Below are 19,817 nucleotides of genomic sequence, written 5' to 3'. Positions count from 1 at the left end.
CATCGCCGCGCCCCGACCCTCCACTCGCTGCTCACCGCCGCGCCTCCACCAGGCGGGGCATGTCGCGTGCCGCCTCCACGAGGAACCACGCGGGCAGTACGGGGTTGCCGTCGAGGTCGGACGCGATGACGCTCTGGGCGACCTCGACGGAGATCTCGGCGAGCTGGACGAGCAGCGACTTGGCGCGGAACGCGGTCTGCCGCCCGTGCTCCGAGGCGTGCTCCTTCCTGGCGGGCAGCTCCTTGACGAGGCGGCCGCGGAAGGACTCGGCGAGGTAGTAGAGCAGGTCGCGGTCCTCGATGCGGCTGGGCCAGCGGGCTTCGCCCTTGATGATGGCCTCGATACCGAACCGGCTGCGCACGATCTTGACGTAGCCGCAGAAGGCGACCGCGTGCGCGGGCGTCAGCGTGCCGTGCGCGATCACCTTCAGGGTGCCCTCGTCGAGGTCCGGGCCGAAGGAGCGCAGGGCGTCGGACAGCATGTGCCAGGAGCGGGGCGTGGAGAAGGGCTCCTCCGTCTTGGGCGGCTTGGACCACAGGTGGTCGGGGCGGTCGGTGAGATGGTCCAGGACCCACGGGTGGATGTCGTTGGCGGCGGCCCACCCGAGCCAGTCCTTCGAGGACGCCTCCAGATGCACATGGGCCAGGCGGTTGATCAGCGCGGAGGAGATGGGGCGCGCGAGGGCGTTGTCCGTGGCGCGGTTCCCCGCGCCGATCACGATCGAGCCCTTCGGCAGCTCGTAGTTGCCGATACGGCGGTCCAGGATCAGCGAGTAGAACGCCTTCTGGACGTCCGGCGTCGCCGCGTTCAGCTCGTCCAGGAACAGGCAGTACGGCTCGTCGCGGGCGATCGCCTCCGGCGGGCAGAACACCGAGCGCCCGTCGCGGATCTGCGGGACCCCGATGAGGTCCTCGGGCGCGAGCTGGGTACCGAGCAGGCTCACGCACTCCAGGCCCAGCGACTCGGCGAACTCCCTTACCAGGGAGGACTTTCCGATGCCCGGAGCACCCCAGAGGAAGACCGGCCGAACGGTCGCGAGACCGAGCAGCAGCTCCGGTATACGGGCGGGAGTGACGGTGACGGCTGCCTGCACGCAAGTGCTCCAGGGGTGTACGGGTAGGACGCGCAGGTGTGCGATGTCCGGTGCGGCCAGTGTGTGCGCGGGAACCGTTCACCGCAGCCCATTTTCCGGCGCGCGTGACGAGGACCTGTCCTAGGCAGCCCGCTCGTCCGGCTGTATCCCCAGCGGCACTTGAGGGCCGTCCAACTCGCGCAGCCACCGGCGCAGTACGTGGTGCACCTGCTCCGCGCCGACCAGTTCGGCTCCGTCCTCGACGGGCAGGGACAGCGCGACCGGCGACAGCAGGAAGGGCCGTCCCTGGGCGCCGCCGAGTCCGCCGTGCGAGCCGATCTGCTCCTCGAAGGCGAGGACTTCGTCCTCCGCGGGGTCGTACCAGGAGTTGACCATGATGTCGGCGACGTGCGGGAAGGAGTGGGTGCGCCGGACGGCGTCGGCGGCTCCGGGGCCGAAGTCGGCCAGCGGGCCCGGGTGTTCGTCGTCGAGCTCGTCCACCGGAACCTCCGCTCCGTGCGCGCCGAGGACGAGTCCGCCGTACTCCTCGCTGCGTACGAGGACGAAGCCGACACCGGGATGGTTGGCGAGCGTGGACAGCAGCGCGGGATGGCGCCGGTCGATCTCCTCGCGGCTCATCCGGTGCGGCACGTCCGGGAAGGAGACGAGTCCCAGGTTGCCGGAGGCCAGCACGACGGGCTCGGCGCCGCGCGAGGGCCGGTGCTGTTCGGCGCCCTCCTCGACGGGCCTGCGCAGCGCGGCCCGCACGGCCGCCCGCGCCTCGGCGCCGCTGTGGGTGCGCCGCGCCTTGCGCGGCACGGGCAGCCCGCAGCCTGCGCGGACCAGGTTGCCGAGGGTGAGCCCGTAGCGGGTCAGGAAGGTCTCCCCCGGGCTCTGGCCGTGGTCGGAGAGCAGCACGATCCGGTACGGCCGCGGGGCGTGCTCGGCGACCTTCGCGATCAGCGCGAGCGAGCGGTCGAGGCGGGCCAGGACCTTCTCCGCGTCGCGGCTGCGCGGCCCGGAGTGGTGCGCCACCTCGTCGTACCCCACCAGGTCGGCGTAGACCGAGTTGCGCCCGGCGAGCATGTCGCCGATCACCGCGGCGACGACGACGTCCCGCTCGACGATGGTCGCGAAGGCGCGGATGAAGGGGTACAGCCCGCCTCGATTGACGCGCGGACGCTGTTTCCTGGCACGGCACCGGGTGGACTGGCCGATCTCCCGGAACACCTCGGCGACGAAGGACATGGCGGTGCGGACGGCGTTGGCGGGGTCGCTGAAGTACGCGAAGTAGCCGGAGCGGGAGCGGTTCTCCTTGCCCCTCCGCGCGGCCATGGACAGCACCAGGGCCAGTTGGTCGGCGCCGCCGCTGAAGAGATTGCCGCGGCTGGCTCCGTCGACGGTGAGCAGTCCCCCGTCACCCGTGTACTCGACGGCCCGGCGCTGGAGTTCGGCGGCGCTGCTGGGCCGGTTGCAGACCATGACCTCCTGGCTGTCCTTCTCGTACCACCGGAAGGCCGGGACGTCATGGTTGCTGCCGTGCAGGATGCCGAGCTGACTGGCGCCGGTCTGACTGGACCAGTCGGTGCGCCAGTGGATGAGCCGGTGGGTGGCGCGGGGCCTCACACCGCCGCTGCCCAGCCACTGCGCCACGGTCGGCATGAGTCCCTTGCCGACGGCCTCCCGCAGTACGTCGTGACCGACTCCGTCGAGCTGGAGGAAGAGGGCGGCGGGGGTCGAGGGGCCCGCCTGCCCGTCGGCGCGCCTGCGACGCCGGTCGGCGAGCCGGTACAGCCTGCGCCGGTAGGCGTCGTCGTCCCGTACGGCGAGGGCACCACCGGTGGCCGAGGCGACGGCGGACATCACGGCGGCCACGACCACGGCGGTCTCGGGTGCGGCCTCGCCCCGCCCGGAGGGATTGATCCGCAGGGCGATCAGCAGCAAGGACCCGTTGAGAAAGAAGACGAGCAGCCCCAGGACGAGCGCGGGCACCAGCAGCAGCGCTCTGACGAGGAGGGGCCACACCAATGAGGACAGCAGACCGAAGACGCCCGCGCCGACCCCCGCGGTGATCGCGATCCGGGTGGCGCTGTCACCGGTGTCCGTCTCCAGCTCGAAGTCGGGCAGCACACCGGCGAGAACAAGCATCGTGACCGTGGACACGGCCCACACCGCGACACTCCGCCACACCCCGCTGAGAACCCGCCGCCATCCCCCGCCGCCCACGCCCTGCCCACCTCGCATCCCGGCCCGCCCGGTCCGCGAGGCCTGCTTCCACCCTGTCACAACGGACTGACACGGCCGATTGTCACCAGGTTACGAGCCGGATCGCAGGTCAGCGCCTCAGCGGCTCAGCGGCTCAAGGGGACGGGCTGTCGCTCAGCGGCCGTCGTACCCCGCCGTCGGCATCGACAGGCGGCGGTGGACCCGGGCCTTCATCTGGGCGTCGTACGAGGGTTCCGCGCTGCCGACGGTCTCGACCCGTACACCGCGGCGTGAGCACTCGGCGGTGAACTCGTCCACCGAGGCGAGGGCGCGCTCCAGGACGCGGTGGCTGGGCGCGACGAACAGATCGACGAGGCCCGCCTCGACGTCGGCCCACAGGGTCCGGTGGTCAGGACGCAGACCCCGTACGAGTAACTCGCGCGTGACGACGTACCCGTGTTCGGCGGCCCAGCGGGCGCACATCGCGTGCTGGCTGCGGGAGTCCACGAGGAACGGGTCCGCGTCCAGTTCCTCCAGGGGAGTCAGGCTCGCGATCGCCGTCACACGAAGCGACAGGGGCCCCGCCTCGCCGGGCGGGCACCTGAGGGCATGCATGCCTGCGGCACCGCGCGCTTCTCCCATGGCGTCCCCCCTCACCTCCGGGTTTCGTCGCAGACCCTACTCCTGCCCGTAGGCTCGGGGGGAGTCGCGCGAAGGAGGCAAAGAAGTGCCGGTGGAGATCACCTGGTGGGGGCACGCCACCTGCACGCTGGAGGACTCCGGCACGCGCGTGCTCACGGACCCGCTCTTCGCGCGCCGGCTCGCACACCTCAGGCGCAGGCGCGGGGCGCCGCCCCCGCCGTCGGCCGCGGTGGCCGACGTGGTGCTCGTCTCCCATCTGCACTCCGACCATCTGCATCTGCCCTCGCTGGCGCGGCTCGCGCCCGGGACGCGCGTCCTGGTGCCCCGGGGTGCGCCGCGCGCGGTGCCCGCGCTGCGCCGGCTGGACCATCTGCTGCTCACCGAGGTGGCGCCCGGCGACCGGACTGACGCCGGTGACGTGGTCGTACGTACCGTGTCGGCGTGCCATGACGGGCGGCGGCTGCCGCTCGGTCCGCACCGGGTGCCCGCCCTGGGGTTCGTGGTCGAGGGTGAGGCACGCACGTACTTCGCCGGGGACACCGGGCTGTTCGAGTCGATGGCCGAGGAGGTCGGACCGGTCGATGTCGCGCTGTTGCCCGTCGGCGGATGGGGACCGCATCTCGGGGAAGAACATCTTGACGCGGGGCGCGCGGCCGAGGCGCTCGTCCGGCTGATGCCACGCAGCGCTGTGCCGGTGCACTACGGCACGTACTGGCCGATCGGATTGGACGCCGTGCGCCCCCACGAATTCCACGCGCCGGGCGAGGAGTTCGTGCGCCTCGCCGCCGAACGCGCGCCTCAGGTCGCGGTGCACCTGCTCGGCCACGGCGAGAGCGTACGGCCGGAGGTCGCGAGGTGACGGTCTCCGACCGCCGCGGCCCCGGGCGCGAACGCACATCCAGAGAGCGCGAAGTGACGGTCATATCCGCGCCGGCCGCCTCAGCGGCGGCGAGGCTGTGTGCGCGTCCGGAGGTGGTCCGGTGAGTTTCCTGGCCGCGGCCTCGACCACGGCACCGGAGACCGCGCAGCAGGCGATCGGGTATCCCACGCTCTTCGTGCTGGTGCTGCTGGGCGCGCTGGTGCCGGTGGTGCCGACGGGCGCGCTGGTCAGTTCGGCGGCCGTGGTGGCTTTTCACCAGACGGCGCCGCTCGCGATGCTGCTGGTCTTCGCGGTGGCGGCGCTCGCCGCGTTCCTCGGTGATGTCACGCTGTACTGGCTGGGGCAGCGCGGGATGAACTCCAAGAACGGTTCGCGCTGGCTGGAGGCGCTGCGCGCCCGCGCCCCCGAGGACCGCCTCGCCCAGGCCCAGGAGAAACTGGGCGACCACGGCATCGCCGTGCTGGTCCTCTCCCGGCTCGTCCCGGCCGGCCGCATCCCGGTGATGCTCGCCTGCCTGCTGGCGAAGATGCCGCTGCGCACCTTCGCCCGCGGCGACATCCCCGCCTGCCTGGCCTGGGCGGCGACCTACCAGCTCATCGGCGTCGCGGGCGGCTCCCTCTTCAGCGAGCCCTGGGAGGGCGTCGTGGCGGCGGTGGTCCTGACGGTGGTGATCAGCCTGCTGCCCGGTGTGTGGCGCCGGGTGCGCAGGACGGCGCCCCAGTAGGGGCTCGGGCCCCTTGGAGCCCGGGAGACTCACCCCAGAACCCGGGAACCCCCCACCGGCAGGTCCCACAGATCCTCCCGGTCCAGCCCCGCCCTCTCCCAGGCCGCCCGGACCCGGGTCAGCGGTTCGAGAACCGGCTCGGCGGAGAGGACGAACGTCCCCCAGTGCATGGGCGCCATCCGCCGGGCGCCGAGATCGACGGCGGCTCGAACGGCCTCCTCCGGGTCACAGTGCACATCGCTCAGCCACCACCGGGGGTCATACGCACCGATGGGGAGCAGCGCGAGGTCGATGCCCGGATAGCGGCGGCCGATGTGGGCGAACCAGTGGCCGTATCCCGTGTCGCCCGCGAAGTACACGCGCTGTCCGTCGGGCGCGGTGAGGACCCAGCCGCCCCAGAGCGTCTGACAGGTGTCGGTGAGGCTGCGCTTGGACCAGTGGTGCGCGGGGACGAAGTCGAAGCGGACACGGTCGAGTTCGGCCGCCTCCCACCAGTCGAGTTCGGTGACCTGGGTGAACCGGCGGCGCCTGAACCAGCGTGCGAGTCCGGCCGGTACGAACACCGGTGTGTCCCGCGGGAGTCGGCGCAGGGTCGGCGCGTCCAGGTGGTCGTAGTGGTTGTGGCTGATGACGACGGCGTCGACGCGCGGAAGCGCGCTCCAGGCCACGCCGACGGGCGTGATCCGGGCCGGGGTACCGAGGATCTTGCGGGACCAGACCGGGTCGGTGAGGACGGTGAGCCCGCCGACACGGATCACCCAACTCGCGTGCCCCGCCCAGGAGACGGCGACGGTGTGCGCGCCCGCCCGGGGCAGTGGCCCCGGCTCGAACGGCAGCGCCGGGATATCGGCAAGACCGGCGGGGCGCGGCCGCAGCGCGCCCTCGCGAGCGAACCGCGCCAGGGCCCGCAGCCCCGGCAGCGGCGCCGTCAGCCGGTCCGCGAAGGACCGCGGCCAGAGACGCCGCTCGCCGAGCGGACGGGGCTCGGCGAGCGGAACGGGAGGAGACAGCGGGGACAGTGGAGAGACACCTGCCTCGGGCTGCGCCAAGGTCGGGGTCGGGGTCGGGGTCGGGGCCGGGGAGGACGCCGGATCATCCGCGTCCCGCGTGGTCGTGGATGTCGTAGAGCTGCTCGTGGTCGACTCGGACTGCTGCGTCATCGAGGAGGCTCCCATCGCTGAGCGTCATCTCGGAGATCGTCGAAGGCCGACTCCAACAGGGTCAACGCGCGTTGCACATGCGGCGGTTCCAGCGTCGAGGGTGACGTGAGGCATTCCACCCGTTCCTCGTCCGTCGTCCCGAGCAGCGGCGCGGTGGCCAGCCGTACCCGGAGCGCGGCGAGTTCGTCGCCGAACCGGTGGCCGCCCGGCGCGGGCAGGCCGAGCCGGGCGGTCAGGAAGTCCTCCAGGTCCTGTGCGTCACCCACACCGTGCGCGCCGAGCGCGGAGCGCAGCGGTCCGAGGTCCACGTACAGGTGTCTGCCGGCCCGCGGGGGCCGCGCGAGGGCACCGGAGCCGACCACCGCCCGGTGCGCGGCGGCGGCCACGCGCGCGTGGAGGCGTACGGAGGCCGTGAGCCGTGTGGTGATCGCGTCGGGCTCGCCGAGCGCGTACGCGGCGGCCGCGGCGACGGGTTCGGCGACCCTGGCGCCGAGGGCGGTGAGTACGTCGAGGACGCGGGCGCGCAGCCGGACGCCGGAGTCGTTGTCGGCGAAGCGGGCGACGGCGGCGGGCCAGCCCTGCGGCAGGAAGGGGCCGGCGAGGTCCGTGAGGACGGTGACCTCGCCGGGGAGCATCTCGGCGGGGCTGAGCAGCACGGTGTCCCGCGGCTGGTGCAGGGTGTCACGCCAGGTCTCGTCGCTGACGACGTGCAGTCCCTCGCCCACCGCGGCCTCGACGGTCTCGTGGACCACCTCGGGGGGCGCGACGGTGCCGGTGGGGTCGTCCGCGACGGAGACAACGAGGAGCCGCGGGTCGCCGCCCTCGGCACGCACTCTGCGTACGGTCTCCAGGAGGGCGTACGGATCCGGCACACCGCCGCACTCCGCGGGCGTCGCCACATGGAACACGGATCTTCCCAGCAGGCGTGCCTGCGGCGCCCACCAGGCGGCGCACGGCCGCGGCAGCAGGACGTCGCCGCCGAGCGCGCCGGTCAGCGCGAGGAGCAGTGCGGGGGCGCCTGGTGCGGCGGCCACCCTGTCCGGTGCGGTGGGCAGGCCACGCCGGGCCCAGTAGCCGCAGGCCGCGTCCAGGAGCGCCGGTCCGCCGCCCGAGGGCTCGGTGTCGGGCCGGTCCGCGGCGGCGGCGAGCACGGCACGCAGTTCCGGGAGCACGGGCAGACCCTGATCGGGAAGCGGCGGCCCGTAGCGGACGGGCCCGTGCCCTTCCGGATGCGTCCGCCGCATAGGTGCCTCCGCGCATTCCGCGCAATCTGTGGTGCAGTGCCGGGTCGTACTCGGGACTGGGGGCCGGGGGGTCTCTGGGCCGGGAGTCCGCCGCCGTCCGTGGACCGGGCGGTCTCTGGGCCGGGGGTCTGCCGCCGTCCGTGGACCGGGCGGTCTCTGGGCCGGGGTCTGCCGCCGTCTGCGGGCCGGGCGGTCTCTGGGCCGGGGTCTGCCGCCGTCTGCGCGCCGGATGACCTGTCAGCCGTCCGCCGACGCGTCCTTGGTCCGCAGGCGGTACACGGCCGCGCCCAGCGCGCCGGTGATCAGGACGCCGCCGGTGATCAAAGCAGGCAGGGAGTCGGTGAAGGCGCCGCCCTCACCGGCCTGGACGCCGCGCTGGACGGGGGCCGAGGCCGGGCGCTCCCCCGTGCCGTGTGCGGTGGCGTTGCCTCGGGCCACTGTGTACGAGGCGGTCCACTGTTTCTCGCGGCCGCCGGACGCCCCGGGGCAAGCACCGTCGACGCCCCACTCGGACTCGGGGCGGTTCACCGCGTCGTTGCCGCCGCCGTCGTCGTCGTAAGTCTCGTCGCCACCGCCACCGCCACTACCGCTGCTACTACCGCTGCCACTACCACTGCTTTCGCCGTTCCCGTCGGCCGGGATGCGGGCCGTACCGCTGTACGCGGCGCCCGCCGCCGTCTCGTCGTTGCCGGTGACCCGGCGCAGCTGGACCTTGCCCTCCTCGAAGCCCTGCGAGGTGGCCTCGATGTAATCGGGCGGAGCGCCGCTGATCGCGTCGCAGGTGACGGAGATGGTGACGGTGCCGCCGGGCTCGACGGAGCCCGGGGTGACCTCCGCGGCCGGGTCCGCGTACGCGGCCGAGGCGGCGGCCCCCAGGGCGGCACCGGCCAGGGCGGTGGCGGACAGGACACGGGCGGTACGGCGCATGGGGTGGGCTCCTTCGGCGGGGCGCTGCGAGGGCACGGCCGTCGTGCCTCCGGGCCCATCACAGCCCGCCGGGGCGGCGGGCGCCCGCCGCCGGGCACCATTCGCGCTACCCGCACCGCCGGGTGGGTGACTGTGCGGGGCCTTCAGTCGCCGTTCGGGGCGGCCCTCGATTGCTCCCCCCGTTGTCCCTCTCCTGTCCCCCTGCTGTCCCTCAGTCGGACAGCAGGACCAGCTCCCGTTTCAGGCCACGGCCACGCTTCTCCACGACGGCGGCGGCCACCTCGGACAGTTTGCGGTTGGTGCCCTGGGAGATCCGGCGCAGCACCCCGAAGGCGGCGTCCGCGTCGCAGCCCAGTACATGCATGACCATGCCGCAGGCCTGGTCGACGACGGGCCGGGATCGCAGGGCGGCGCCCAACTGGTCGAGTTCGGTGAGCGCGGCACGGTAGGAGAGGTCGCGGACCAGGCAGCTCGCGGCGAGGTCGCCGAGCGCGCGGGCGGCTCCGTGGTGGGCGTCTTCCAGAGCTCCGGGCCGGAAGCTGTAGAGGCTGAGGGTCACGGTCAGCCCGGGGCGGCGGAAGGGAAGGGTGACGCTGGAGCGCACGCCGGCGTCGAGGGCCATGGCGCGGTACTCCGGCCAGCGCTCGTCATGGAGCAGGTCCGCCGAGTCGACGATCTCACCGCGTTCCAGTGCTGCCGGGATCGGCCCGTCGCCGGAGCGCAGTTGCACCGAGACGAGTCCGGCGAGGTCGGGGTGGGTCACCGCGGCCGGCCGTTCCGCGCTGCCTTCGGCCACCATGCTGCTCGCGCCGCAGCAGTCGGTGGTGCAGCGGGCGGCCTGCTCGACGAGTTCCGACAGTCTCCTGCCGGGGTGGGCGGACTCGGGTGATTCCGTTCCCAGGCAGCCGAGTTGCACGGATTCCGGCATGATTCACTCCTTCCAGTTTTTCTCGCCTTCCCGCTCACCTGCGTGGAAAACTGGTGACGCCGGTTCCACCCCCTGCCGCTCCCGGAACCTCCCCCTCGGGCTACGTTCATCGCATGGCGGAGACGGAAGAATTCGGTGAAGAACTCGCGGATTTCGTGCGCCGTGTCGCGGAGTTGAAGTCGGCACGGTCCGTGCCCGCCGACGAACTTCCGACCGTGCTCGACACGGCGATCTTCGAACTGGACCATGTGGCCGACCAGTTGTGGCCGAGGTTCCAGCGGCTTTCCTCGGACGGGCGTCCGTCCGGCATCGCCTCGACCGACCGCCAGGAGCAGCAGCTCCTCAAGGCTCTCTTCCAGCGGGTCCCCGTGCCTGTCGCGCTGGTGAACCGCGAGACGGTGGTGCGCAGGCTGAACTTCGCTGCTGCCTCCTTCACCGGTGTCCGGGCCGGCTATGCGACGGGGCGGCCGCTGACCGGGTTCCTGGCGCACGCGGACCGTGCCGCGTTCCGCTCGCAGGCGGCGGCTGTGGCGCGCGGCGAGGGCGACCGCAGTCTCACCGTGCACCTCCAGCAGGAGCCCTCGGTACCGGTGCGGGCGACGCTCACCGAGCTGCGGCTCAGCGGCGAACCGCGGGCCGCCGTCCTCGTCGTACTGCAGCCCGCGGATTCCCGGGTGCCGTCGGGGGCGAGCACGCCGGGCCCGGCACCGAACCTCACCGAGACCACCCGGCACGCGGTGCTGATGGACCTGGTGGACGCGATGACCACGACGTTGCTGAGCCCGCCCGCGGGAGCGAATCGCGCGGTGCCCGAACGGGCGGCGGGGGTGCTGCACGGGCGGTTCGCGGACTGGGTGGTGGTGGACACCGGGACCGCACGCCTGTCCCGTACCACCGTCCTGGGGCCGCCGTCCGGCACGGCGGTCGCGGCATCGGCGGACGGTCCCGAACCACCGGAGTACGCCGAGGTGGTGGCGGCCCTCGCCGCACAGGATCCCTCCGCGTGTCCGATCGTCGTCGAGACGGCACGCGGTGGTTCCACGGCGTTGCGGGTGCGCCCCGAGGACCCGGACGCCTACGGCCGGGACACCGCGGGCGCCCCCTTCCTCGTACGGGCGAATGTGACGTCGCTGCTCTGCGTGCCGCTGACGGCCGCGCCCGGACCCGTACGGGGAGTCCTCACGCTGTTCCGGAGTGGCGGCCGACTGGCGTTCTCGATGGCCGAGGCGCGGGCGATGGACATGATGTCCCGTCATATCGCGCTGGCGATGGCCCGGTTGAACTAGTCCCCACTGCGCGGGGTCCCCTGGACGACGTCGTCGTGCATGACCTGTTCGCGGAGTCGGTCGCAGCAGCGGGTGATCAGCCGGGAGACGTGCATCTGGGAGATGCCGAGCTCCTCGGCAATGCTGCTCTGGGTCATGTCGCTGAAGAACCGCATGTAGAGGATGGCGCGTTCCCGCTCGGGCAGGGCTCGCAGACCGGGTTTGACGGACTCGCGGTCGATGACGGTGCTCAGGGCCGGATCGGCCGAGCCGAGGGCGTCGCTGAGCGAGTAGCCGTCCTGGCTGCCGGGGAGTTCGGCGTCGAGGGAGAGCGCGGTGAAGCTCTCCAGGGCCTCCAAGCCGGTCCGGACGTCCTCCTCGCTCATCTGGGCGCGCTCGGCGATCTCGGCGACGGTGGGCCTGCGGCCCGTCATGGACCCGGACAGGTCCTGGCTCGCGAAGCGCACGCGGTTGCGCAGGTCCTGGACGCGGCGCGGTACGTGCAGGGTCCACATGTGGTCGCGGAAGTGCCGTTTGATCTCGCCGGTGATGGTCGGCACGGCGTAGCTCTCGAATGCGTTGCCGAGGTCGGGGTCGTAGCGGTCGACGGCCTTGACCAGGCCCAGGGCCGCGACCTGACGCAGGTCGTCGGAGCTCTCACCACGGTTGCGGAACCGTCCCGCGAGCCGTTCGGCCATCGGCAGCCAGGCTTCGACGATCTCCTCGCGGAGGGCGTCGCGCTGCCGGCCGGCGGGGAGGGCGGCGAGCGTGCGGAACGACTCCGCGGTGTCGGGGGCGTCGTCGTGCGGATGGCGCTTCGCGCTCACTTGAGTTCGCATGATGCGTCGCAACTCCCTTACAGGTGCCTGGTCTGGACAGTCACCGTGGGAGCACATCCGTACGCCGGACGGGCACACCCGGGGCGAGTGGTACACCACTCCCACGGACGTGCCTCCTGTCCGAAGCACTTGGGTTGCGCCTGCCCCCGCAATGGAGGGGCAAACACACGTTCATTGTCCCACAAGGGGTCCGCGCAGGTCGGCCCGGCCCATTCACCGGTGAATCCGGCTCATTCACCGGTGCGGAAAGAGGGCGGACGGCGGGGACGGGGGGACGGCGGGCCTCGGAAACCGGGTCGCGGTCACCCTCTCCGGTCACTCCCCGGCAGGGCCCCGCTCGCGGGCTCCCTCACGGGTCCGGCCCGCGGCGACCGGGCGGCGCGGGTGGCGGCGCAGATACTCGCCCTCCAGCTGCGCCATGCGGTCGTTGTGGGTCCGCAGCGCGTCGTTCGAACCGTGCAGCAGCGTGTCGTGGCGCGTGCGGTGGATCGTCTCCAGCTCTTTCATCAGCTGCTGGTCGTCCAGCCGGCCCGGGTCGACTCCGGTCATGGTGGTACCCCGCTCGTCGTGGCCTTCGGCGCGGTCCGGAGACCCGCCCGGCGAGCGTGCACCGAGCGGCGTCCGGGAGGGAGCCGTGGATCCCGCCGTCTCCCTCCACTCTACGAACATCCGGGGCCCCGGTCCTCCGGGACCGGGGCCCCGATTCCAGGCGTTACCGGGCCCGCTCCACACGCCGCTCGTCCCAGACCGGCTCCTGCGTCTCCCGCACCCGGCCGTCGGAGCCGAAGACCAGGTAGCGGTCGAAGGAGCGGGCGAACCAGCGGTCGTGGGTGACGGCGAGGACCGTCCCCTCGTACGCCTCCAGACCCTCCTGGAGGGCCTCCGCGGAGTCCAGGTCGAGGTTGTCGGTCGGCTCGTCGAGGAGCAGCGCGGTGGAGCCCGCCAGCTCCAGCAGGAGGATCTGGAAACGGGCCTGCTGGCCTCCGGAGAGCCTGTCGAAGCGCTGCTCAGCCTGTGCGGTCAGTTCGTAGCGGCGCAGCCGGGACATGGCGGCGCCGCGGTCCTGGGCATGCTCGGACCACAGGATGTCGAGCAGCGCCCGGCCCTCCAGCTCCGGATGGGCGTGCGTCTGCGCGAAGTGCCCCGCCACGACGCGGGCGCCGAGCTTCCACTCCCCCGTGTGTGCGACGGTGTCTCCGGCGAGCAGCCGCAGGAAGTGCGACTTGCCCGAGCCGTTGGAGCCGAGGACGGCGACCCGTTCGCCGTAGAAGACCTCCAGGTCGAAGGGGTTCATCAGGCCGGTGAGCTCAAGTCCCTTGCAGGTGATGGCCCGTACGCCGGTACGGCCGCCGTGCAGCCGCATCTTGATGTCCTGCTCGCGCGGCGGCTCCGGAGGCGGCCCGGCCTCCTCGAACTTCCGCAGCCTGGTCTGCGCGGCCTGGTAGCGGGACGCCAACTCATGGCTGATGGAGGCCGCCTGACGGAGGTTCAGCACCAGCTTCTTCAACTGGGCGTGCTTCTCGTCCCAGCGCCTGCGCAGCTCCTCGAAGCGGGCGAACCGCTCGCGCCGCGCCTCGTGGTACGTCGCGAAACCGCCGCCGTGCACCCAGGCGTCCGCTCCGGCGGGGCTGGGCTCGACGCTGACGATCTTCTCGGCGGCGCGGGCCAGCAGTTCCCGGTCGTGCGAGACGAACAGAACGGTCTTGCGGGTCTCCTTGAGCCGCTCCTCCAGCCAGCGCTTGCCGGGGACGTCGAGGTAGTTGTCCGGCTCGTCAAGGAGCAGCACCTCGTCGGTGCCGCGCAGCAGCGCTTCGAGCACCAGCCGCTTCTGTTCACCGCCGGAGAGCGTCCGCACCTGCCGCCACTGCGCCTTCTCGTACGGAATGCCGAGCGCGGCCACCGTGCACATGTCCCAGAGGGTCTCCGACTCATAGCCCTGCACCTCGGCCCAGTCGGACAGCGCCTGCGCGTACCCGAGCTGCGAGGCCTCGTCGTCGACGGTCATCATCGCGTGCTCGGCAGCGTCCACGGCCTTCGCGGCCTGCTGGATCCGTGGCGGCGACACCGACACGAGCAGTTCTCGTACGGTCGTCTCGTCCCGGACGGATCCCACGAACTGGCGCATCACCCCAAGGCCGCCCCCTACGGTGACGGTCCCCCCGTGCGGTTTCAGCTCCCCCGAGATCAGCCGCAGCAGTGTCGTCTTTCCGGCGCCATTGGGCCCCACCAGGGCGACGACGGCCCCTTCGCCCACCCGAAACGACACATCGCCGAGCAGCGCCCTCCCGTCGGGAAGGTAGTACTCAAGGTGTGCGGCTTCGAGGTGTCCCATGGGGGTGCATTCTCCGGGGGTGGGGCCGTACTGGGCAAACGCGTTTCGTTTCAGCCCGTCCGGCGTTTGAGGACGAGGCCGTCCAGGCCGGAGCGGGGGTCTGGGGGCGGCAGCCCCCAGGAACGGGACGGGCAGGGGCGGAGGGGGCGAAAAACCAAACCCGGGGTACACGGACCCCCATGACCCCGATCCCAGACGTGGACCTCACCCTCCGCCCCCCGGGCCCCCGCATCCTCCGGGACCGGCTCCTCAACGCCGACTACCGCCTGTTCGAGGCGGTCGCGTCCCGCCACTGGCCGGGCGCCGACCACATCCTCCCCAGGCTGACCCGCACCGCGAACCACGGCGTCCTGTGGTTCGCCACAGCCGCGGCGATCGCGGCCGCCCGCACCCCGAGGTCCCGCGCAGCCGCCGCCCGCGGCCTCGCCTCGCTCGCCGTCGCCTCGGCCACGATCAACACCGTCGGCAAGCGCTCGGTGCGCCGCACCCGGCCCGTCCTGGATCCCGTCCCGCGGATCCGGCAGCTCAAGCGGCAGCCGATCACCACGTCGTTCCCGTCGGGTCACGCCGCCTCCGCCGCGGCTTTCGCTGCGGGTGTAGCCCTGGAGTCGCGGGGCTGGGGCGCGGCCGTGGCGCCGCTGGCCACCGCGGTCGTGGTGTCCCGGGTCTACACCGGTGTCCACTTCCCGAGCGACGTCCTGGCGGGCGCGGCCCTGGGTGTGGGCGCCGCGTATGCCGTACGCGCCCTGGTTCCGACCCGCGACCAGGTTCCCCGGCCCGACCGGCCCAGTGCGGGAGCGCCCGCACTGGCCGACGGGGACGGTCTGGTGATGGTGGCCAACAAGGGCTCGGGCACTGCGGACCGGATACACGCCTTGCATGACGCCCTGCCGCTTGCCGAGATAGTGGAGAGCGAACCGGCCGACGTCGAGGCCGAGTTGGAGAAGGCGGCGACCCGGGCCGTGGTACTCGGCGTATGCGGTGGCGACGGCACCGTGAACACCGCCGCGCGGATCGCCCTGCGCCACGGCCTCCCGCTCGCGGTCCTGCCGGGCGGCACCCTGAACCACTTCGCCCACGACCTCGGAGTGGAGGGCCCGCGTGATCTGATCCGCGCCCTTCAGGAGGGCAACGCCGTACGCGTGGACGTGGGCCGGTTCTCGTCGGGCAGCAAGCAGGGCATCTTCCTCAACACCTGCAGCCTGGGCGTCTACCCGGAACTGGTGCGGGAGCGGGAGCGCTGGTCCCGGCGGATCGGCGGATGGCCCGCCGGGGTGCTCGGCGCCCTGCGCGTCCTGCGCACGGACGGCCACCCGCTGCGGGCCGAACTCGGCGGCCGCAGCCACCCGTTGTGGCTGCTGTTCGCCGGCAACGGCACCTATCACCGGATGGGTCTCGCCCCCGCCCGCCGCTTCGACCTGGCGGACGGACGCCTGGACGTACGGGTCGTGCACGGCGGCCGCCGCCCCGCGGTCCGCCTGCTGGCCGCCGCCCTCGCGGGACCGCTGACCCGCTCCCCCGCCCACGCGGCGGTACGCGTGCGCCGCCTGCGCGTGGACGGCGTCGCGGCCGGCACCCTCCTCGCGTACGACGGTGAGGTCACGGAGGTGGCGGGCGAGGTGACCCTGCAGAAGATCCCCGAGGCCCTGACCGTCTACCGCCCGCACCCCTGACACGGCCTGTCCGGATTCCGCTTGCCCGGATTCCGCTTGCCCGGATTCCGGCTGTCCAGATTCCGGCCGTCCACATCTCGGCTGTCCACATTCCGTCTGTCCGTATTCCAAGACGCAGGTCTCATCATTCGACATCGGCGCGTACCGTGATCCGTACCCGACGGGCAGACGAGAAGGGGACCGGTCATGTCGAAGTCGCAGGAGACCGCCGTCTACACGCACGGCCACCACGAGTCCGTACTGCGCTCGCACGTCTGGCGCACCGCCGCCAACTCGGCGGCGTACCTCCTCGGCTCGCTGAAGCCCCATATGAAGATCCTGGACATCGGCTGCGGCCCGGGGACCATCACCGCCGACCTGGCGGAACTGGTCCCCGACGGGCAGGTCACGGCCGTCGACCACGCGCCGGGAATCCTGGACACAGCCCGCGCCACGGCCGCCGAACGCGGCCTGGAGAACGTCGAGTTCGCGGTCGCGGACGTGCACGCGCTGGAGTATCCGGACGACACGTTCTGTGTGGTCCACGCCCATCAGGTGCTCCAGCACGTGGGCGACCCGGTCCAGGCGCTGCGCGAGATGTACCGGGTGACCAGGCCGGGCGGGTTCATCGCCGTGCGCGATGGGGACTACGAGGCGATGAGCTGGTATCCCGAGGTGCCGGGCATGACGGACTGGCAGGACCTGTATCTGCGCGTCGCCCGCGCCAACGGCGGCGAGCCGGCCGCCGGACGGCGTCTCAAGTCCTGGGCGCTGGCGGCCGGCATCCGGGACATCGCGGCCACGTCGAGTACCTGGACCTTCGCCACCGAGGACGAGCGGGAGTGGTGGGGCGGCCTCTGGGCGGACCGCACACTCGCCTCGGCGTACGCGGAACGCGCCACGGAGGGTGGCCACGCGACCACGGAGCAGCTGCGGGCCGTGTCGGACGCCTGGCGGGAGTGGGCGGAACAGGAGGACGGCTGGTTCTCCGTACTGCACGGAGAAATTCTCTGCCGTAAGGACGTCTAATCCGTCGGCTTCGGGAAACCCGGGAACGCAGGAGGTCGAAAACTATGGTTCCCATCCTGCTGGTACTGCTTCTGGCCCTGATTCTCTTCGGTGCCGGATTCGCGGTGAAGATTCTCTGGTGGATCGCTCTGATCGTTCTCGCTGTGTGGCTACTGGGCTTCCTGGTACGCGGCACAAGCGCCACCGGGTCCCGGGGGCGCTGGTATCGGTGGTGACCCCATTCCCGTAAGCCACTTCCCCGGGAAATGGCGGAGGAAGTAGAAGTGTCCGGAAGATCCGCTAGGAAGATCCGGTAGCAGAAATAGCGGTTCAACGGCCCGAGGTCCTGATTCAGGACCTCGGGCCGCAGCCTGTGCGCAATGCGCTCCAGCCTGTGTGCGATGCGCTCAGCGCACGACAGCCGTCTCGACCAGCAGCCGGGCCGCCGTCGCGATCGACTCGGCGTCGATGCCCGCGGCGTGCAGCTGCTCGGCCGGGGTCGCCGAGCCCGGCATCGTACGGACGGCGAGGCGCACCAGACGCGGCACGGGACGGCCGTCGACGAAGGCGTCGAGGACCGCGTCGCCGAGGCCGCCCTCCTCACGGTGGTCTTCGACGGTGAGGAGGCAGCCGGTCTGATCGGCGGCCACGCGCAGGGTGGGGCGGTCGACGGGCTTGACCGAGTAGAGGTCGATCACCCGCACCCGGATGCCCTCGCCGTCGAGCGAGTCGGCGGCGGCGAGCGCCTCGTGGACGGTGACGCCTGCCGCGACGAGGGTCAGCCGGTCCTCGTCGGAGCTGCGCAGGACCTTGCTTCCGCCGACGGGGAACTCCTCCGCCGGGCCGTAGATGACGGGCGCCTCCCCGCGCGAGGTGCGCAGATAGCGGACGCCGTCCAGGTCGGCCATGGTGGCGACGAGCTTCGCCGTCTGGTTGGCGTCGCACGGGTACAGCACGGTCGAACCGTGCACCGTCCGGAACATCGCCAGGTCCTCCAGGCCCATCTGGGAGGGCCCGTCCTGGCCGATGGAGACACCCGCGTGCGAGCCGACGAGATTGATGCCGGCGCCGCTGACCGCGGCCATCCGCACGAAGTCGTACGCCCGGGTGAGGAAGGCGGCGAACGTGGAGGCGTACGGCACCCAGCCGCGCGCCGACATCCCGACCGCCGCCGCGACCAGCTGCTGCTCGGCGATGTAGCACTCGAAGAACCGCTCGGGGTGGTCCTTGGCGAAGTACTCGGCGCGCGTGGAGTCGCTCACCTCGCCGTCGAGGGCGACGATGTCGCCGCGGGAGGTGCCGAGCGCGGCGAGCGCCTGCCCGTAGGCGTCGCGGGTGGCGGCCTTGTCGCCGGTCTCGTAGCGCGGCAGGTCGATATGACCCACCCGGACGGCATGCAACATCCTTGCGGCAGGCGGCTGTTGGACCTCCACGCGGAGGTCTCGGACTCCGCCGAGTTCCGCGATCGCCTCGTCGGCATCCGGCAGCGGCTTGCCGTGCAGGCCCTCGCGGTCCTCGACGGACGCGACACCCTTGCCCTTGAGGGTGCGGGCGAGGATCGCGGTGGGCTGTCCCCCGGTGGACCCGGCCTCGGCGTACGCGCGGTCGACGGCGTCGACATCGTGCCCGTCGATCTCCACGGTGTGCCAGCCGAAGGCCTGGAACCGGCGCGCGTAGGCGTCCAGGTCATGCCCGTGCCGGGTGGGTCCGCGCTGGCCCAGACGGTTCACGTCGACGATCACGGTGAGGTTGTCGAGGTGCTCGTATCCCGCGTGCTCGGCTGCCTCCCACACCGATCCCTCGGCGAGTTCGCTGTCCCCGCACAGGACCCAGACGCGGTATCCCGTACGGTCCAGCCGCTTGCCGGCGAGTGCGATGCCGACGCCGACGGGCAGTCCCTGCCCCAGCGAGCCGGTGGCGGTCTCCACCCACGGCAGCCGCTGCGGCGTCGGGTGCCCTTCGAGCCGGCTGCCCAGCTTGCGGAAGGTGAGCAGCTCGGCGTCGCCGACAGCCCCGGCGGCCTTGTACGCCGCGTACAGCAGGGGTGAGGCGTGCCCCTTTGAGAGGATGAAGCGGTCGTTGCCGGGATGCTGGGGGCGTTCGAAGTCATAGCGCAGATGGTTGGCCAGCAGAACCGCCATCAGGTCCGCGGCGGACATCGAGGACGTGGGGTGGCCTGAGCCCGCCGCGTCGGAGGCGCGGATGCTGTCGACGCGCAGCTGCTGCGCGAGGTCGATGAGCTGTCGGGTGTCCATGACTTTCCTTCCGGACGCCGGCTCTCGGGCGCCTTGGGGGGTGTCGCTCGTACGGGACTTTCCGCGTCCCCCTGGTCAGGGCACCCAAACACGTGCGCGCCGGGCGTTTGGTCCTCGTCCGATCCCCCCGAAGCGATCTCGTTTCCGGCCGGTCCCAACTAGGCTCATCGGCATGGAGATTCTGGGAGCCACGCTGCGTATCTGCGTCGACGACCTGGAGGCTTCCGTCCCGTTCTACGAGAGACTCGCGGGCGGGCAGGCCCTGCGATTCGAGCGTGGCGGCGTATCGGTCGCCGCGGTCGGCTGCTTCCTGCTCATGAGCGGACCGCCGGCCGAACTGGACGTCCTCCGCAAGGTCGCCGCCACCATCGCCGTCAAGGACGTCGAGGAAGCCCATCGCGTCCTCACCGACTCGGGAGCCCGGGTCCTGGCGGGGCCGGTGACGACCCCGGTGGGCCGCAATCTGATCGCGTTGCACCCTGACGGGTCGGTGTACGAGTACGTGGACCGGCGGGCCGGGGAGTAGCGGGGGTGGTTTTTCGCCCCCTCCGCCCCTTCCCGTCCCTTGTTCCTGGGGCTCCGCCCCAGACCCCGCTCCTCAAACGCCGGAGGGGCTGAATCTTTCCCCGGCCGGGGCTAGAGATCTTTTAGCCCGTCCGGCGTTTGAGGACGAGCGCGTTCAGC

Annotated in this window: 18 protein-coding genes; 7 read left to right on the top strand and 11 right to left on the bottom strand. The window is 72.0% G+C overall.

Translation table 11 applies throughout. The features are described 5' to 3' along the window. Positions 1-31 precede the first annotated feature (31 nt). From ACFVKT_RS00090 to ACFVKT_RS00080, 3 genes are all read right to left on the bottom strand, one after another. Positions 32-1,093 carry an ATP-binding protein gene (locus tag ACFVKT_RS00090; protein WP_385725888.1) on the bottom strand — a complete coding sequence of 354 codons (1,062 nt, stop codon included), beginning with the start codon at positions 1,091-1,093 and terminating at the stop codon, positions 32-34. A gap of 120 nt (positions 1,094-1,213) precedes the next feature. Then, entirely contained in the window at positions 1,214-3,316 is a 2,103-nt protein-coding gene (locus tag ACFVKT_RS00085) for a phage holin family protein (RefSeq protein WP_385725886.1), read from the bottom strand. A 135-nt stretch (positions 3,317-3,451) separates the two neighbouring features. Beyond that, positions 3,452-3,892 (bottom strand): hypothetical protein, encoded by a 441-nt coding sequence (locus ACFVKT_RS00080; RefSeq protein WP_385725884.1) that lies wholly within the window; start codon positions 3,890-3,892, stop codon positions 3,452-3,454. A gap of 112 nt (positions 3,893-4,004) precedes the next feature. Between ACFVKT_RS00080 and ACFVKT_RS00075 the strand changes: the two genes are divergently transcribed. Both ACFVKT_RS00075 and ACFVKT_RS00070 read left to right on the top strand, forming a co-directional pair. Then, positions 4,005-4,778 (top strand): MBL fold metallo-hydrolase, encoded by a 774-nt coding sequence (locus tag ACFVKT_RS00075; RefSeq protein ID WP_385725882.1) that lies wholly within the window; start codon positions 4,005-4,007, stop codon positions 4,776-4,778. A 121-nt stretch (positions 4,779-4,899) separates the two neighbouring features. After that, complete coding sequence (locus ACFVKT_RS00070; RefSeq protein WP_385725880.1) at positions 4,900-5,523, top strand: DedA family protein; 624 nt, start codon at positions 4,900-4,902, stop codon at positions 5,521-5,523. A 29-nt stretch (positions 5,524-5,552) separates the two neighbouring features. Here the strand turns inward: ACFVKT_RS00070 and ACFVKT_RS00065 are convergent, their stop codons facing one another. The 4 genes from ACFVKT_RS00065 to ACFVKT_RS00050 all read right to left on the bottom strand — a co-directional run bounded on the left by ACFVKT_RS00065 (position 5,553) and on the right by ACFVKT_RS00050 (position 9,782). Beyond that, a complete protein-coding gene (locus ACFVKT_RS00065; RefSeq protein WP_385725878.1) occupies positions 5,553-6,683 on the bottom strand; it encodes an MBL fold metallo-hydrolase in 1,131 nt (376 codons plus the stop codon). Continuing rightward, a complete protein-coding gene (locus tag ACFVKT_RS00060) occupies positions 6,680-7,927 on the bottom strand; it encodes an aminotransferase class I/II-fold pyridoxal phosphate-dependent enzyme (protein WP_385725876.1) in 1,248 nt (415 codons plus the stop codon). Before ACFVKT_RS00060 ends, ACFVKT_RS00065 begins: the two co-directional genes overlap by 4 nt. A gap of 237 nt (positions 7,928-8,164) precedes the next feature. Next, positions 8,165-8,854 (bottom strand): hypothetical protein, encoded by a 690-nt coding sequence (locus ACFVKT_RS00055; protein WP_385725874.1) that lies wholly within the window; start codon positions 8,852-8,854, stop codon positions 8,165-8,167. Positions 8,855-9,065: 211 nt separating this feature from the next. Further along, positions 9,066-9,782 carry an ANTAR domain-containing response regulator gene (locus ACFVKT_RS00050; RefSeq protein WP_385725872.1) on the bottom strand — a complete coding sequence of 239 codons (717 nt, stop codon included), beginning with the start codon at positions 9,780-9,782 and terminating at the stop codon, positions 9,066-9,068. A gap of 113 nt (positions 9,783-9,895) precedes the next feature. Here ACFVKT_RS00050 and ACFVKT_RS00045 point away from each other — a divergent pair, with 113 nt between their 5' ends. Continuing rightward, positions 9,896-11,068 carry a PAS domain-containing protein gene (locus ACFVKT_RS00045; RefSeq protein ID WP_385725870.1) on the top strand — a complete coding sequence of 391 codons (1,173 nt, stop codon included), beginning with the start codon at positions 9,896-9,898 and terminating at the stop codon, positions 11,066-11,068. Here the strand turns inward: ACFVKT_RS00045 and ACFVKT_RS00040 are convergent. From ACFVKT_RS00040 to ACFVKT_RS00030, 3 genes are all read right to left on the bottom strand, one after another. Further along, a complete protein-coding gene (locus tag ACFVKT_RS00040) occupies positions 11,065-11,886 on the bottom strand; it encodes an RNA polymerase sigma factor SigF (RefSeq protein WP_385725868.1) in 822 nt (273 codons plus the stop codon). The two genes, ACFVKT_RS00045 and ACFVKT_RS00040, sit on opposite strands and share 4 nt — an antisense overlap. Positions 11,887-12,201: 315 nt before the next feature. After that, positions 12,202-12,435 carry a DUF6158 family protein gene (locus ACFVKT_RS00035; RefSeq protein WP_384387189.1) on the bottom strand — a complete coding sequence of 78 codons (234 nt, stop codon included), beginning with the start codon at positions 12,433-12,435 and terminating at the stop codon, positions 12,202-12,204. Positions 12,436-12,598: 163 nt separating this feature from the next. Further along, positions 12,599-14,218 carry an ATP-binding cassette domain-containing protein gene (locus ACFVKT_RS00030; RefSeq protein ID WP_385725866.1) on the bottom strand — a complete coding sequence of 540 codons (1,620 nt, stop codon included), beginning with the start codon at positions 14,216-14,218 and terminating at the stop codon, positions 12,599-12,601. Between the two features lie 179 nt (positions 14,219-14,397). Here ACFVKT_RS00030 and ACFVKT_RS00025 point away from each other — a divergent pair, with 179 nt between their 5' ends. From ACFVKT_RS00025 to ACFVKT_RS00015, 3 genes are all read left to right on the top strand, one after another. After that, positions 14,398-15,891: a bifunctional phosphatase PAP2/diacylglycerol kinase family protein gene (locus ACFVKT_RS00025; RefSeq protein WP_385725864.1), complete on the top strand. Its 1,494-nt coding sequence runs from the start codon at positions 14,398-14,400 to the stop codon at positions 15,889-15,891. 186 nt (positions 15,892-16,077) lie between these two features. Beyond that, positions 16,078-16,899: a class I SAM-dependent methyltransferase gene (locus tag ACFVKT_RS00020; RefSeq protein WP_385725862.1), complete on the top strand. Its 822-nt coding sequence runs from the start codon at positions 16,078-16,080 to the stop codon at positions 16,897-16,899. A gap of 44 nt (positions 16,900-16,943) precedes the next feature. Next, positions 16,944-17,114, top strand: coding sequence for a hydrophobic protein (locus ACFVKT_RS00015; RefSeq protein WP_385725860.1), 171 nt, complete (start codon positions 16,944-16,946; stop codon positions 17,112-17,114). 171 nt (positions 17,115-17,285) lie between these two features. Here ACFVKT_RS00015 and ACFVKT_RS00010 read toward each other — a convergent pair whose 3' ends face one another. After that, entirely contained in the window at positions 17,286-19,133 is a 1,848-nt protein-coding gene (locus ACFVKT_RS00010; protein WP_385725858.1) for a transketolase, read from the bottom strand. A gap of 172 nt (positions 19,134-19,305) precedes the next feature. Between ACFVKT_RS00010 and ACFVKT_RS00005 the strand changes: the two genes are divergently transcribed. Continuing rightward, positions 19,306-19,659 carry a VOC family protein gene (locus tag ACFVKT_RS00005; protein ID WP_385725856.1) on the top strand — a complete coding sequence of 118 codons (354 nt, stop codon included), beginning with the start codon at positions 19,306-19,308 and terminating at the stop codon, positions 19,657-19,659. Positions 19,660-19,817: the final 158 nt, after the last annotated feature.

Source organism: Streptomyces sp. NPDC127595, from assembly GCF_042671685.1.
Lineage (GTDB): Bacteria > Actinomycetota > Actinomycetes > Streptomycetales > Streptomycetaceae > Streptomyces.
Note: the sequence above shows the minus strand (reverse complement) of the source record. Positions and strands in the feature narration are given on the sequence as shown.

Coding starts and splice junctions, on each gene's coding strand:
- ACFVKT_RS00065 (WP_385725878.1), bottom strand. CDS start 6,683: ATGACGCAGCAGTCCGAGTCGACCACGAGCAGCTCTACGACATCCACG.
- ACFVKT_RS00010 (WP_385725858.1), bottom strand. CDS start 19,133: ATGGACACCCGACAGCTCATCGACCTCGCGCAGCAGCTGCGCGTCGAC.
- ACFVKT_RS00015 (WP_385725860.1), top strand. CDS start 16,944: ATGGTTCCCATCCTGCTGGTACTGCTTCTGGCCCTGATTCTCTTCGGT.
- ACFVKT_RS00085 (WP_385725886.1), bottom strand. CDS start 3,316: ATGCGAGGTGGGCAGGGCGTGGGCGGCGGGGGATGGCGGCGGGTTCTC.
- ACFVKT_RS00045 (WP_385725870.1), top strand. CDS start 9,896: ATGGCGGAGACGGAAGAATTCGGTGAAGAACTCGCGGATTTCGTGCGC.
- ACFVKT_RS00005 (WP_385725856.1), top strand. CDS start 19,306: ATGGAGATTCTGGGAGCCACGCTGCGTATCTGCGTCGACGACCTGGAG.
- ACFVKT_RS00035 (WP_384387189.1), bottom strand. CDS start 12,435: ATGACCGGAGTCGACCCGGGCCGGCTGGACGACCAGCAGCTGATGAAA.
- ACFVKT_RS00080 (WP_385725884.1), bottom strand. CDS start 3,892: ATGCATGCCCTCAGGTGCCCGCCCGGCGAGGCGGGGCCCCTGTCGCTT.
- ACFVKT_RS00030 (WP_385725866.1), bottom strand. CDS start 14,218: ATGGGACACCTCGAAGCCGCACACCTTGAGTACTACCTTCCCGACGGG.
- ACFVKT_RS00025 (WP_385725864.1), top strand. CDS start 14,398: ATGACCCCGATCCCAGACGTGGACCTCACCCTCCGCCCCCCGGGCCCC.
- ACFVKT_RS00020 (WP_385725862.1), top strand. CDS start 16,078: ATGTCGAAGTCGCAGGAGACCGCCGTCTACACGCACGGCCACCACGAG.
- ACFVKT_RS00055 (WP_385725874.1), bottom strand. CDS start 8,854: ATGCGCCGTACCGCCCGTGTCCTGTCCGCCACCGCCCTGGCCGGTGCC.
- ACFVKT_RS00060 (WP_385725876.1), bottom strand. CDS start 7,927: ATGCGGCGGACGCATCCGGAAGGGCACGGGCCCGTCCGCTACGGGCCG.
- ACFVKT_RS00040 (WP_385725868.1), bottom strand. CDS start 11,886: ATGCGAACTCAAGTGAGCGCGAAGCGCCATCCGCACGACGACGCCCCC.
- ACFVKT_RS00050 (WP_385725872.1), bottom strand. CDS start 9,782: ATGCCGGAATCCGTGCAACTCGGCTGCCTGGGAACGGAATCACCCGAG.